At 60.9% G+C, this 12,842-nt stretch carries 15 protein-coding genes and 1 pseudogene; 2 read left to right on the top strand and 14 right to left on the bottom strand.

Annotated features, from left to right (window positions below):
• Positions 1-3 precede the first annotated feature (3 nt).
• From N5J29_RS01175 to N5J29_RS01190, 4 genes are all read right to left on the bottom strand, one after another.
• Complete coding sequence (locus N5J29_RS01175) at positions 4-627, bottom strand: histidine phosphatase family protein (protein ID WP_279924081.1); 624 nt, start codon at positions 625-627, stop codon at positions 4-6.
• A 22-nt stretch (positions 628-649) separates the two neighbouring features.
• On the bottom strand, positions 650-1,549 hold the full coding sequence (locus N5J29_RS01180; RefSeq protein WP_239519789.1) for a restriction endonuclease: 900 nt from the start codon (positions 1,547-1,549) through the stop codon (positions 650-652).
• A 509-nt stretch (positions 1,550-2,058) separates the two neighbouring features.
• Entirely contained in the window at positions 2,059-2,478 is a 420-nt protein-coding gene (locus tag N5J29_RS01185) for a hypothetical protein (RefSeq protein ID WP_005409650.1), read from the bottom strand.
• A 54-nt stretch (positions 2,479-2,532) separates the two neighbouring features.
• Positions 2,533-2,859 (bottom strand): helix-turn-helix transcriptional regulator, encoded by a 327-nt coding sequence (locus N5J29_RS01190; protein WP_005409651.1) that lies wholly within the window; start codon positions 2,857-2,859, stop codon positions 2,533-2,535.
• A 102-nt stretch (positions 2,860-2,961) separates the two neighbouring features.
• Here N5J29_RS01190 and N5J29_RS01195 point away from each other — a divergent pair, with 102 nt between their 5' ends.
• Complete coding sequence (locus N5J29_RS01195; RefSeq protein ID WP_005409652.1) at positions 2,962-3,291, top strand: hypothetical protein; 330 nt, start codon at positions 2,962-2,964, stop codon at positions 3,289-3,291.
• A gap of 20 nt (positions 3,292-3,311) precedes the next feature.
• Here the strand turns inward: N5J29_RS01195 and N5J29_RS01200 are convergent, their stop codons facing one another.
• On the bottom strand, positions 3,312-3,536 hold the full coding sequence (locus N5J29_RS01200) for a TatD family hydrolase (protein ID WP_279924082.1): 225 nt from the start codon (positions 3,534-3,536) through the stop codon (positions 3,312-3,314).
• Between the two features lie 68 nt (positions 3,537-3,604).
• Here N5J29_RS01200 and N5J29_RS01205 point away from each other — a divergent pair, with 68 nt between their 5' ends.
• The gene (locus N5J29_RS01205; RefSeq protein WP_164152060.1) at positions 3,605-4,756 is read left to right on the top strand and encodes an IS110 family transposase; all 1,152 of its coding nucleotides are present in this window, start codon (positions 3,605-3,607) and stop codon (positions 4,754-4,756) included.
• 224 nt (positions 4,757-4,980) lie between these two features.
• On the opposite strand, the pseudogene N5J29_RS01210 reads toward N5J29_RS01205, so the two are convergent.
• The 9 genes and pseudogenes from N5J29_RS01210 to hsp20-GI form a co-directional block, all read right to left on the bottom strand.
• Positions 4,981-5,792 (bottom strand): annotated as a pseudogene (locus tag N5J29_RS01210) (IS3 family transposase); the annotation flags it as partial.
• A 61-nt stretch (positions 5,793-5,853) separates the two neighbouring features.
• Positions 5,854-6,327, bottom strand: coding sequence for a heat resistance protein PsiE-GI (gene psiE-GI / locus N5J29_RS01215; RefSeq protein WP_164152058.1), 474 nt, complete (start codon positions 6,325-6,327; stop codon positions 5,854-5,856).
• The gene (gene kefB-GI, locus N5J29_RS01220; RefSeq protein ID WP_005409659.1) at positions 6,324-8,039 is read right to left on the bottom strand and encodes a heat resistance system K+/H+ antiporter KefB-GI; all 1,716 of its coding nucleotides are present in this window, start codon (positions 8,037-8,039) and stop codon (positions 6,324-6,326) included. Before kefB-GI ends, psiE-GI begins: the two co-directional genes overlap by 4 nt.
• Positions 8,040-8,042: 3 nt before the next feature.
• Positions 8,043-8,483: a heat resistance system thioredoxin Trx-GI gene (trx-GI, locus tag N5J29_RS01225; RefSeq protein ID WP_164152056.1), complete on the bottom strand. Its 441-nt coding sequence runs from the start codon at positions 8,481-8,483 to the stop codon at positions 8,043-8,045.
• Positions 8,473-9,618: a hypothetical protein gene (locus N5J29_RS01230; protein WP_164152054.1), complete on the bottom strand. Its 1,146-nt coding sequence runs from the start codon at positions 9,616-9,618 to the stop codon at positions 8,473-8,475. Before N5J29_RS01230 ends, trx-GI begins: the two co-directional genes overlap by 11 nt.
• 79 nt (positions 9,619-9,697) lie before the next feature.
• Positions 9,698-10,309, bottom strand: a complete 612-nt coding sequence (locus N5J29_RS01235) for an HdeD family acid-resistance protein (RefSeq protein ID WP_032961710.1) — start codon at positions 10,307-10,309, stop codon at positions 9,698-9,700.
• 89 nt (positions 10,310-10,398) lie between these two features.
• Positions 10,399-11,286, bottom strand: coding sequence for a heat resistance protein YfdX2 (gene yfdX2, locus N5J29_RS01240; RefSeq protein ID WP_005409663.1), 888 nt, complete (start codon positions 11,284-11,286; stop codon positions 10,399-10,401).
• Positions 11,287-11,387: 101 nt separating this feature from the next.
• A complete protein-coding gene (gene yfdX1, locus N5J29_RS01245) occupies positions 11,388-12,302 on the bottom strand; it encodes a heat resistance protein YfdX1 (protein ID WP_005409664.1) in 915 nt (304 codons plus the stop codon).
• A 22-nt stretch (positions 12,303-12,324) separates the two neighbouring features.
• Positions 12,325-12,783, bottom strand: coding sequence for a small heat shock protein sHSP20-GI (hsp20-GI, locus tag N5J29_RS01250; RefSeq protein ID WP_005409665.1), 459 nt, complete (start codon positions 12,781-12,783; stop codon positions 12,325-12,327).
• Between the last annotated feature and the right edge of the window lie 59 nt (positions 12,784-12,842).

Genomic DNA, 12,842 nt, shown 5'->3' on the forward strand with positions numbered 1-12,842 from the left:
GATTCACGCGAATCTATTGAGGAGTAACCACTGAGCGGGCGCCAATTCCTCAAGCGCGTAGACCGCGCCGTTGGGCAGCGGCAGGCCAGTCTGGAAACGCCGGAAGCGGCGCATGTCATCACTGGTGTCTGCGCCGAACCCCAACAGCTTCCACGCCACCATGCCGATCCAGATGCCGTGACCGAAGCAGACCGTTCCGTCGGGTAGCAGCGGGAGCCGGTCGGTCATGAACGCGGATACTCGGCTCGCGAACTGCCCGAAGCTTTCGGCCTGCTCGCCCATCTGCTTTGTGGGATCACCCTCTTTCCAGAACGCATCGGCGATCGGGCGCCGTTGGTCTTGGTCCATGCCGGCGATCAACACCGGGTCGATCATGTCGAATTCCTGCAGCAACGGCTCCTGCTCGATCTTGACCTGCCTTCGCTTGGCGTAAGGCTCGGAGGTGTCCAGCGCCCTGATAAAGGGCGAGGCAAGAATCCTGGGGGGCTGAGCTGGCAACCGAGCCGATAGCGCCTCTGCCTGCTTGCGCCCCGCTTCTGTTAGTGGAATCAAGGCATGGGGCATGGTGATGCCACCCGCATTGGAGACACTTTCTCCGTGGCGTACCAGATAGATGGAGCGATGCATCAAATTCGCAGCCCTGCCATTGTTAGTCCGCCTCCAGCACCTGCGGCACGTAGATGCGGCGCAACGGCAGCAGGCCCTTGTGGCGTGAATCGAACTGCTCGTAGTGGGCGAAGATCAGGTCCACCAGTTCATCTCCGTCGATCAGGCGCAGGTTGCCCTTGCCCTGTTCGAAATTGCGGCAGGACGGGCTGTAGCTGCCCAGGGTCACGAACAGCCCGTATTCGCCGTGGGACAGCTTGCCGTACAGCGCCGACACGTCCTTGTCGGTCACGGTGTTGGGGCTGCTCTTGACCTGCACCTTGATGATGGGCGGCTCGATGCCCAGGTGGTCCTTGTGGGCGATCACGTCCACGCTGGGCTCGTTCACACGGGTCTTGCGCGCGTGGTAGCCCATGCACTGCAGCAGGTGCACCACGAAATCCTCCAGCGGCAGGCCCTTCAATTCCTGCGCCAGGCGCTTGAGCACGAAGTCGCGGGTGGTGTCTTCCATGTCATCGGTGACCAGGCTCACCGAATGGTCCTGGTCCACCGGCAACGGAGGTGCGGACTTGCCGCCCACCGCCGCGCGGAATTCGTCGGCATAGCTCTTGACCTGGAACAGGCTGAGCGCCGAGCCGATTTCGTACAGCGCGCCCTGGGTGAACTGCAGGCGCGGCACGTGGCTCAGCCATTGCACGCTGCGGCGGTGCGGGTACCCGTGGGTGGCATCGGCCACATGCTGGTACGGGCCAGTGACGCGGCCAATGTGTACCTGCTTGTCCTGCTTGGAGGGGTACACCACCAGGTCACCGGCCTTCATCTCGTGCAGGAACCGGTAGGGAATGCCGGACACCGTGGCAATGCCGCCCTTCTTCGCATCCGGGTAGGCCTGCACATAGCACTGCCGGAAGGCGTCGCGGTCGGCTGATCCTTCTGCCCACACAGCGGGTAACCATAGCGGAGCCCTCGTTCCTGGCGCTGAGCGAGCTCTACGGTCAGCTCCGCACCATGCCGGCGCCAGGTCGAAAGTTGAAGTCCCGAGAGTTCTCCGTCGTGCGCCACTGGGGCACGTGCCCGATCTGCTCGGCCGAGGTGGATCTGGATTACGGACGGGCCGCGTTTCCTGACCGATTGGTTGGTCGCTGCCATGATGCGCCGCTGGAGCACGTGTTCTCGTTTGACCCGGTGCGCCTTGTCGGGCGGTCATTGCTTAACGCGCAAGATGCAGGCTGAAGGAGTGGGCTCAGCCGCCCTACCCCGATAAACGTCCCCTAATCGCGTATGGCTGCATCATGTGGCAGATGGCCTAATCGGTACATCGGCCACATACGGTGTCGATACTTGACAGCCGCCCAGTGTCCATCCGGTTGGCATCTTTCCGTATACCACCCCGATCCAACGGCCACCGTCTACCGGATGCAGATGAAGCTCGTTGGACCATTGGACAGGGAATCATTTGGATCCTGGCTGCCCATCTTCCATCCTCCCATTTCGCGGCGCGGGGCCGGGCCAAAGCCCTCGCTCGAACGCAGGATTCAAGAACTGGGACAAAGCTTCGATCTGCTCGCCAGACAATGAAGCCCGCACTTCCTTGGCTATGCGTGCGCGCTGCTGCTCCGGCAGTTCTTGTGGCGCACTAGCGTCGTCCGGATCGGGCTGACCGGTTCCGGCACGTTGCAGCGGCATCGCTGCGCGAGCCAAGTCGTTTAGCAGGAAATGTAACACCTCGTCCTCTACTCGGCATTCCGCAAGGACACGCTCGCGGATGTAGTCAGCGAGTGATCGGCCTTCTATGCGGGCGGACTCGACAAGCTTGCGCTTCTCCTCGGAGGTAAAAGCGACCCTCACGGATTCGTTCCGAACGTCAGGCATTCACGTCTCCCGACTCATCGTCCGACTGGAAGGCGCGCACTGCCGGTTCGGCCGTCACTTGCTTGTGGCAGTTGACTGCTCGACCTGCTTCACCAGATCGCGCTTCTGCGTCTTGCTGAGATCATTCCAGCGTAGGAGCAGCTTGGCCAACATTTCGTCCTCGGTGTACAAGAACGCAGCAGGGACATTCAAGGCTTCCGCAAGCTTCTTCGCCATCTCGGCGCGAGGCTCATGCACGCCGCGTTCGTACTGGTTGACGCGAGGGCTCGCCACTTCAGGCTCCATACCGGCCAAAACGCCAAGCTGAGCCTGGGAAAAACCCGCGCGCTTGCGGGCTTCGGCCAGTCTCCGGGCAAAGATCGGACGCGAGGTGTCGGACACTGGGCCCCCTACGGTTGGAACCATAGGATGGCGCAAGCGTCCACGCTTTCACACTAAGATATACTTAGTATCCGGTCAAGTCTTCAAGGATCCAACTGCTTCATGGGCCTCTATCTGGTCGCACCTGAGCACGGCATAGCCCTCGAGGTCCCGATCTCGGAGTCGGACGAGCGCGCCCTCGTTCGTCAATGGGCCCGGTTGCGAGAGGCGACCGCGCGTGAGCGATTCAACATTAGGCTTGGCAAGCACTTGACCAGCGCACTGTCTGAAGCCTTGGACTGGGACATAAAAGCACCAACTGATGCCCAGATGGCTCTGGCATCGGTGCTTGCCCAAAAACTAGCTACGGATGTGCCGCCCGGGGCATTGTCCTCCCGGTTGGAGATGTCACTCTTCATCGACAAGGCGTCTGCTCGCCTCCGCGACGGCTGACCGTGCGCTCGGAGGCACTTCTAGAACGGTGCCGAGCCTAAGCGCATCAGATTCTCAGCAAGTTGCTGCTCTGCTTCCGCGGGCTGCACTGCCCACACAGCACTCAATCCGAGTACGGCGAACGACGCCTCCCACGGAAGAATAGAGCGGCCATCAAATTGCGCAAACGGACCATCGGATTCGGTGAGCACCCTCTCCCTTGGCATGCGATCCACCAGAGCGCGTCCCTTTGAACTGCCTAGCATCGCTGGGCCCACACTGAACCAGCATCCCTGCTCCACCGCCTTGTCGACCTCTTTCGCCGGCCAGCTCGATGGAAGAGCACGATCGTCTGGTCGCTCTGCTGCGTGGATTACCCCAGCCTGCCAGGATCGCCATGGAACCCACTGGAGACTGCCATCGAACGCTGGCTTTCCGGCTTCTCACGGAAGGCTTCGACGTTTGCCTTGTCTCATCAGTCGCTGGCGCCCGCTACCGCGAAGCAATGTTCAACTCATGGGACAAGAACGACCCGAAAGATGCCCGCGTGATTCTCGCACTGCTCAAGCAGGGCATGACGCTGCGCTACATTGATCCCTTGCTGGCCGGGCACCACGGATTGCAGGAGCTGTCCAAGACTCACTATCAGATCAGCCTGGCAAGGACGCGACTGCAGCACAGCTTGATGACGCACTATCTGCCGCTGTACTTTCCCGAAATCGAGCGCTACTTCGACAGCGCACATGCGGACTGGTTCGCCCGCTTCATGCTCCGCTTTCCTACTGCGGCATCAATCCAACAGCGTGACTACGAGACGTTCCGCAAGGAGGCGTGGGACCTGGTGGGGCGCAAGGTCAACAAGGCGGCATGGCTACGCGAACTATATGAAATCGCCCTGCGAAGCATTGGCTTGCCTGTCGCCGATGACTCGCTCGAGGTTCAGAGCTTCCGCCTGCAATTGCAGCGCTTCCAGGAGCTGGTCCAGCAGCGCGACCGGCTCGCGGAACAGGCGCACCAGACCCTTTCGGGGCGCCCAGACTATGAGTCGCTGCGTTCGATTCCGGGTATTGGACCTGTGCTTGCACTGACCATTCTGGCCGACGCTGGCGACCTGCGTCGCTTCGCCCACCATCGCCAGTTCCTGAAGTACTGCGGCCTCGATCTGGCCAAGTGCCAATCAGGCCAATACAAGGGCCAGGAGCGGCTGTCCAAGCGCGGCAATGCGCGCCTTCGCTTCGCCTTCTGGTTTGCCGCCACAGTGGCCATCCGGATGCGGGAGAACAGCTTCCGGGAGAAGTACGAGCGCTACATCCGGAACGATCCATCCAACGCCGACCGCAAAAGAAAAGCACTGACTGCCGTGGCCGCGAAGATGGCGCGTGTCGCCTATGGCCTGGTCAAGCAACAAACCCAATACCGCTGCTACTTCGAAAATGCTTTACCCCGTGGATCGACCCCTCTCCGTAGGGCCGTCGGGACCTCTTAGGATCCTGTAGATAATGCTCGGGCCTTCCACGGGACTCCATGCTGTTTTAGGCACGTTCGAGGCCGTTCTGGACCTCGTGTTCACTATGGTCAGACCAGGAGACCCTGAAGACGTGGAAGCCCACGGGACTTGGTGCAAATAGCGGTGCGACTTGCCTGACCGGACGTCAGCGACGTCCGCGGATCCGTTCGCTCCCAATTTGTTGTTGACTCCAGAGTTAGCACGTTGTCCGTGCGTACGGCCCGCGGGTAGCCCCGGAAGCAGGCGGCCTGGTCGAGGATCCGGACGACGTAGGCGCCACCCATGCCATGGTCAACCGTGATGTCCACGCACTCGTGGGTGAAGTCGTCGGCCACGGTCAGGCACTTGAGCCGCCGGGCGTTGGCCAGGGCGTCGCTGACGAAGTCCATGCTCCAGACCTGGTTGGGCGCCGTAGCGATCGCCAGAGGCTGTCGCTCAAGCGGGGGGCGCTTGGCCTTCTTGCGTCGGCGCACGGCGAGGCTGGCCTCGCTGTAGAGCCGATAGACCTTCTTGTGGTTCACGTCTGGGAACTCCGGGCGCAGCAGGTCGTGCAGGCGGCGATAGCCGAACCTGCGGCGGATCTGGGCCAGTTCGATGATCCGTGCCGACAGTGCCTGGGTGGCAGGCGTCGGCACGGGCGGGTGGCGGAAGGCATCGCGGGACAGCCCCGCAAGGCGGCAAGCCCGGCGCTCGCTCAACACCGTCTGGTCGAGCATGCGTCGGACTGCCTCGCGCTTGCGTTGCGGGGCTAGCGTTTTACCCCGAAGCCGATCTTCAGCACCTCGGTGTCCAAATGGGCGTCGGCCAGCAACCGCTTGAGCCGGTTGTTCTCGGCTTCCAGCTCCTTCAGGCGCTTGGCGTCCTCGGCCTCCATGCCGCCGTACTTGGCCCGCCAGGCGTAGAAGCTGGCGGGGCTGAAGCCGTGCTGGCGGCCCAGTTCCGCGACTGCCATGCCGGCCTCGGCCTGCTTGATGAATCCGATGATCTGTTCGGTGGTGAAGCGACTCTTGCGCATGTCCGTCCTCTCGGGTTGACGGACTTTACAGCTTCACGTGGTACGGCTCAGTGGGGGCAGGTCAAGAGGTCTCGGCGGCGCGGTCGCCGCGCTCGCGCGGCAGCCAGTAGGTCGCACCCAGAGCCAGCGTGGCGCCTGCCAGCGCGGCTATCTTTGCGGGGCTCGCCTCGGGGTCAAGGATCACGAACTTGCGCGCCAGCGCGATCAGACCGATGAGGATCACGGTCTTGACCTGGATGATGCTGTCCCGACGCAGCGCCACGCGCACAATGGAATGCTTGAACTCCATCGCGATCAAGAGCGTCATGATCATGCCGAACACACTCTGGAATACCTTGTGATCCAGGGGATTGAAGGCATCGAGGACCAGCAGCGTGAAGACGATGGCGATGAGCTGGAACAGCGACACCACGATGATGACGGCAATTACCGCCGACAGAACGAGGGCGACGACCTGCTCGAAGCGATCGTATAAACTCATGATGGCCCATTGGTCACGGAAGACCTGAAATGGATTGCGGCCTGTTGACTTCATGCAGATGGACTCCCTGCGACATTGCCGCTGTCGAGACGGCGGCGCATCGCACTGATGTTTCGTTCGACGAGCTCGGCCGACATGCCAAGCGACGACATCACCTGTTCCGCCAGCCCAAGGGCCGCGGCAAAGGATTGCTGGTGTACATGCACGTTGGGCATGGCGCGAAGTGCATCGGCCGCGGTCGTACTTCTGCATGACACCCACAAGGTCAGCGCCGGACGGCGCTCGGCAATCGCCTGGGCGATGCGCAGCACTTGCTGGGCATGGTCGAACGTGAGCACCACCAGACGCGCTTGCGCCAACCCGGCAGCCAGCAAGGTATCGGGGCGACTGGCATCGCCATGGAACACCGGCGCGCCGGCGGCACGTGCGGCCTCGACCTTCTGCTCGTCTGCTTCCAGCAGCAGATGCGCCACGCCCGCGTGTCGAAGAATTTCGCTGACTGTCAGGCCAAGCTCGCCTGCGCCGCAGATGATGACGTGGTCTCGAAATCGCGCTGTCTGCGCGGTGATCTCAACTTCTTCAGCCTGGGGTGGCTGAATGACGCCGCCGGTGCGGCTCAAGAACCGGGCAAGTACATCGTGATGGCGGATCAGCAGCGGTGCCAAGGCCATGCTGAGCACCAGCGCGACCAGCATGGGTTGTACGACGGTCGCGGGAATCAGATGCTGCTGCAAGACCATGCCCAACAACAGCAGGGCGAACTCGCCGCCATGCCCCAACGCTATGCCCGTGCGCCAGGCATCGAAGGCGGACAGGCGCGTCGCCCGCAAGGCCAGGGTGTTGAGCCCGATCTTGACCGGTACCAGCACTGCCAGCCACGCGAACACCGCCAGTGGTGCCGAAAGAATCTGCGCTCCGTCCAACTGCAGGCCGATGGTCACGAAGAACACCCCCGACAACACATCGCGAAACGGTTTGAGGTGGCTTTCCATGTGGTGACGGAAGTCGCTCTCGCCCAGCACCATGCCGGCCAAAAACGCACCCAGGGCGGCGGATACGCCGACCGCGTGTGCAGCAGCGGCGGCAGCCACCACCACGCACAAGGAAACCAGCACGAAGGATTCTTCGTGGCCCTGCCGCGCCACCCAGCCCAGCAGGCCATGCAACAGACGACGGGAGGCGAGGGCCGCTGCCGCGAACAACATCAGCACGCCCAACACTTCGAGCAGCACGCTCTCGATCTTCGGCGACTCGCCGCGCGCCCAGATCGCCAGCAGGGCCAGCAGGGGCACGCTGGCCAGGTCCTGAAAGACCAGCACGGCGATGGCGCTGCGGCCGTGGCGGGTGGTGAGCTCGCCTTGGTCGGCCAGCTGTCGGCTGACCAGCGCCGTGGACGACATGGCCGCCGCAGTGCTGAGCAACGCAGCGCACTGAACTGGCTGTCCCAGCCACATCAACATCAAGGTCAGTGGCGTGGCGACAGCGATCATCTGCAAGCTGCCGGCCGCCAATACGGTTTTACGGGAAAGCCAGAAGTGCCCGAGGGAGAACTCCAGCCCAACCATGAACAGCAGCAGGGCCACGCCCAGCTCGGACAGAAAATCAAGCGCTTCTCCCGGCGCGACTACACCGCTGACCGACGGGCCCAGCAAGGCGCCGACGGCGAGGTAACCCAGCAAGGCGGGTACTCTGAACGCCGCCGTCGCCACCGCCGCGAGACTGCATGCCGCCAGCAGGATCAGGGTGGCGCCGAGCAAGTCCTGCATCGGTCAGCGCCCCACCTGTGCAGATGCCCAGCGCACGATGTCCTGCGCGCCCATGGCGCCCGCCTGACGCCCGATCTCCCGCCCACCTTGGAACAGGGCGAGCGTCGGAATGCTGCGGATGCCGAACTGCGCGGCCAGGTGGGGTTCTGCCTCGGTATTGACCTTGGCCAGCATGACCCTGGGTTCGAGCTGACGCGCCGCTTGCTGGAACTGCGGGGCCATCATCTTGCACGGCCCGCACCAAGGTGCCCAGAAATCTACCAACAGTGGCAGGTCGCTGCGCTCCACGTGGCGCGAGAACGTCGCCGTGGTCAACTCGATGGGTTCGCCCGTGAACAAGGGCTGCTGGCAGCGGCCGCAGTTGGGATGTTCCGATAGCTTCGCAGTCGGTACGCGGTTGATGGACTGGCAATGCGGACAGACGAGGTGAAGATCATTCTTCATGGTTCGCCTCCTTGGACCACAGTGAGGCTGCCGCGCTTCGGGTCACAGACAATGCCGACCAATCAACGCCTTGGAGCCAATCGTTCCCGTCTTTGCTTACTCCGGCCTCTTCCAAATGAGCAGCGATGAACGCTTCGGCCTGCATGAGCCACCTTTGGACAGTATCTTCCTTACTAGGAATCAGCAGGATTTCAGAGACGCTGCTGGCATCCAGCCCGTCCACACGGATAAGCAGAAAAATGCGCCGCCACAAACGCGGCATGTCCTTCAGCAGGTCGAATGCAAAAGCGAACTCGCTCGACCGATCAACTAGCTCCTGCTGTTCCGCGATCGTTGCGGCATCGGGATGCTGACTGTCAGCGATGATATCGGCCAGCCTGAGTGTGTCATCGGGCTGATAAAATTCGAAGACTTCCTCTTCCACCATGGCCTCGGCGACGTCCTGGGCATCCGCTTCGACCGGCGCGTCCAGAGAAACGAATTCGCCAAATTGCCGGCTGTTTGCCACTTCGTGATCCAGCACGGCGAACAGATGCTTCAGAAGACCGAAGTAAGCCGCTTTTTCTTCCGGCACGGATTGCCATTCCACCTCAGCTTGGACAATCGCTTCACCCACCACGTCGCGCAGCGTCGGATAATCGCGCGGTAAATCGCCGACGGCACGCAGATAAGCCAGCTCACGCCTTGCGACAGCCTCAAGTTTCGACAGTAGAGGCATTCGGGTCACTTTGGCCTCATGGGCGGCTGACGCGGGTTTTGCGGCAATTCGCACCTTGAGCTCGCGCAAGCGCTCGCGTCGTGCTTTGCGCTTGATCTGGTCCTGAGCATGCAGCCGGTCAAAATGCTTCTTGGCCTGACGGCACAACGACTGTGCGAGCATCTGCGCGAGGGGCGTCAGCTCGTCATGTGATGCAGTAACGCTGACAATCTTTCTGCCGGGCAGGTGCATATAGCCACTGGCCAGAAATTGCCGCTTGGTCTTGTCGCGATCAAGGACGATTCGAAGTCGCACTGAATCTTTAGTGTGTTTGTCGAGCAATGGCTTGAGGGCGTGCTCGACCGCATTTCCCAAAGCTCTCTGCCATGGTTCATGAAACTCTTTGTCGACAGCTCGATAGCTATATTGCGTCTGCATGTATGACTCCTTTGATGTCATTTCTATGGAGGCACGAACCGAAAATGCTCATATCCATAGAATTTAGTTTGACCCGCTCTTATCCCTGGCGCGTTCTGCGAAGACGCCAACTCAAGAACAAAAGCGTGACACCATAGACTGCCGCATAGAAGCCCAGCAGCCAGCCTGCGGCCAGGAATGACTCGGCCGGACGGGAGAAAAATATCCACAAGACGATAGCGCCAAGGACTATCGAGAGCAGTCCACTGAAGGCAAGCCAGATTTCACCCTTGATTTCTTGACGCAGCCGAACCGCGGCGGATATCTCCAGCACACCGGTGAAAATCGCCCAGACCCCCACGCTAGCCCATAAAAAAGAAGCCATGACCATCGTGGCGACCAAAGGAGCAACCAGGACGACAACGCCGGTAAGCATGCCGACAATGCCGCTGAACAGCAGCCAGCCCCAGCGCTCTTTTTTCTGGATATGGCGCACCGCTGCAACCAAGTTGAAAGCGCCATTGACCAAGGAGAATGCGCCGAACACTAAGGTCGTGGCCAACAGAGCCGATTGTGGCATCCAGAACGCAAGGGCTGCGAACATCAATGCCAAGACACCGCGCAGCGCAAAAAGCCACCAATTTTGGCTCAGCGAACACAGTGCTTTGGTGGGGTCATCCGCATTGGAATTGGCGATGGTGTCTGTGTTCATGCAATATCTCCTAAAGACCTATACGAGATGAAAAATCAAACACTCATGGGACAAGAGAGGGGGCGCTATGCGCCCCCTCTCCAGCGGTTTCAGAACAACCTGGACAGTTTTGCCTTGACTTCATCGAGCCAGCCTTTTCCGCCGCCTCCCCCTCCCGTCTTCTGCTTGATTTTCTTGAGTTCATCGTACATGGACTCAAAGTCCTTCCTTTTTCCATAGCCCAGCAGTTCTGCCATTTCCAACTGCTGCCGGGCTTCGTTCAACAATGTCTCCAGGCGCTCATTGGATGCTTCGCTGCGCTGACCATCTTCTACCAGGGGCTCGGCGCGCTTCAGGAGCAGCCTGGCGCGCAGGGCGGGCAGCGGATGCACGCTGCGCGTCTCGACCAGCGTGCTGAGCGCTGCCTGCAGCGCGGCTTTGGCTTCTTCGATCTTGCCCTGATCGATCAGCGGCACGACTGACTTCACGGCTGCGGGATAGGACGCCAGAGGGATGTTGGTGACCGCGATCACGATCTCACTGGCCAGCAAAGCCAGCACGTGACGTGCCTGTTGCACCTCGCCATGTTTGAGGGCATCCAGCGCCTCGTCGGTCATCGCCTCAATGGTGTCCGTGTTGGCGAACAGGTCGTGCACGATGGTGCGCACATCAACGGGGGCCAGGGCGAGCGTGGGTTCGCGCGCAACGATCAGCTCCAGCTTTCCCGTCACTTCGGCCAGCGTTGCCAATGCGCGTGCAGCGTCCTTGCCGTCAAGTGCGGCCAGCGCTGATTTGGTCAGCGCCAAGGCCGAGACGGCCTCATCGAGGACTTGTTTACGTTTGTCTGCCGCCTGCGAGTCCGTTTCCTTCTGAACCTCAGGCTGTACCTCCGTGACGACTTCAGGCTTGGCCTCTGGACTGACAGGAAGGCTGCTTACCGCGGCCTGTTCGTTTATTTCTTTGTTCGTCGCATTGGGATTCGATGTTTGCTCATTCATGGTGATATGTCTCGTATGAGTTAGTGAAAATAGGCGAATCTATTGGGCTGACTGCGCCCATCGCGAGACTAGCCGATGGTGCAGTCAGCTCCTTCACCACATCAAGACAGCCTTTGGATGCGCATCTTCAACTCGTCGAACCACCCCTTGCCGCTTTTTCCTCCGGCGGATTTCTGCTCGATAGCCTTCACCTGATCGAAGATGGGCTTGAAGTCCGCCTTCTTGCCATAACCCAGGATCTGCGCCAGCTCGATTTCCGTGCGCACGTAGGCCAGCAGGGCGCTGAGCTCCTCGCTCTGTTTGGCATTGCGCTTGCCGGTCTCGGCCAGCTTTTCCGCTTTTGCCATCGCGGCTTCGGCCCGTAGCACGGGCAGAGGAAAGGCGACCGAGGTCATCACCATCGTGTTCAGCGCTCGGGCGAGCACCGCCTTGGCATCGTCAATCTTGCCGCTGTCGATGAGCCGTGCGGCCGACTTGATCGCTGCCGGGTACGTTGCCATCGGCAGGTTGTCGGTTTCGATCACGATTTCGCTGGCAAGATTGGCGACGATGGGCCGTGCCTTTTGCACCTCGCCATCATCCAACAACTCCCGAGACAACTTGACCGCTTTCTTGACCGATTCCACGTCGGCGTGGATGTCATGGGTGATGACGCGTACATCGACGGGCGCCAAAGCAAGTTTTGGGTCACGCGCCAATACCAGTTCCAGCTTTCCGCTGGCCAGTTCCAGCGCAGCGAGCGCCTCCTTGGTCTTCCTTGCATCAAGGAGGATCAATGCCTCATGGGTCTTGGCCAGCGCAGTGATTGCATCTTGGGCGAGTTTGGCGCGCTTTCCCGCGGCTTCCCGGGCGACCTTGTCATCTACCTGTGGCTGTGCCGCCTTGGATGCGGCAGAGGGTGCTGCAGCACCTGGGCTAGAACCTGCCGCCGATTGGGCCAGAGCCGGTCCGCTCAGTCCGACGACGACCGCCAGGGCAAGTGCGGAGAAGATGTATTGTGGCTGTTTGATATTCATGATCTTGGGCTCCTGATTGAAGTTAGTTGACTGAGATTTCAATCTGTTTCGGTTTGGCTTGCTCGGCCTTGACAAGCCGCACTTCCAGCACGCCGTCTTTCATCGAAGCCGTCACCTTGGTCGGATCAACGTTGTCAGGCAAGACAAAGCTGCGCACAAAGCGGCCATACGCACGTTCGATGCGGTGGAACTTCTTGCCCTGCTCCTCTTTTTCCAGTTTGCGCTCGCCGCTGATGGTGAGCACGCCGTTTTCCGCGCTGACGCGCACGGCATCCTTGGGGACCTCCGGCAGATCCAGCTTGAGGATGAATGCGTTCTCATCCTCGCTGACGTCCACCATTGGTGCCCAGTCCGCCGTGGTCATGGCTTCGTTGCCGGTACGGGCGCCCTGTCGCTGGGGTGTCCGTCCCAACATCGTCGCCAGGCGGTTTTGCAATTCATCCAGCTCCCGGAAGGGGTCCCACGGAGTCAATGCAGACATATCGGTTCTCCTTGAACAATGCCGGCGAATTGGATGACGCACTGAACAGAGCCGTCGGC

The organism is Stenotrophomonas sp. GD03680 (assembly GCF_029844625.1).
Lineage (GTDB): Bacteria > Pseudomonadota > Gammaproteobacteria > Xanthomonadales > Xanthomonadaceae > Stenotrophomonas > Stenotrophomonas maltophilia_P.